General features: G+C 71.1%; 1 pseudogene. It reads right to left on the reverse strand.

What is annotated here, in order from left to right:
- Positions 1–325, reverse strand: a pseudogene (locus M3148_RS17590) (hypothetical protein); the annotation flags it as partial.

Consider the following 325-nt stretch of genomic DNA (forward strand, 5'->3'; position numbering starts at 1 on the left):
CCGCGACGACCTTGCCGCCCACCAGGTACTCCACGCCCTGGACCGCGGGGACCGTGTACGTGTCGTTCTCGGTCCCGGACGCGTCGGTGAAGGTCACCGCCGCGGGCGTCACCTCCACCGGCTCCGGCTCACCGCCGCCGGTGGTGAACGTGAACGTCCACTCCGTGCGCGCACCCTCGGCGAGCACAAAGCCCTCCATGGCACGAGCTGTGACGGTGACCGTCCCGGTGGCCTTGTGGGAACCGGCCGCGACGACCTTGCCGCCCACCAGGTACTCCACGCCCTGGACCGCGGGGACCGTGTACGTGTCGTTCTCGGTCCCGGA

The sequence above is a fragment of the Georgenia satyanarayanai genome, assembly GCF_023715365.1.
Taxonomy (GTDB): Bacteria; Actinomycetota; Actinomycetes; order Actinomycetales; family Actinomycetaceae; genus Oceanitalea; species Oceanitalea satyanarayanai_B.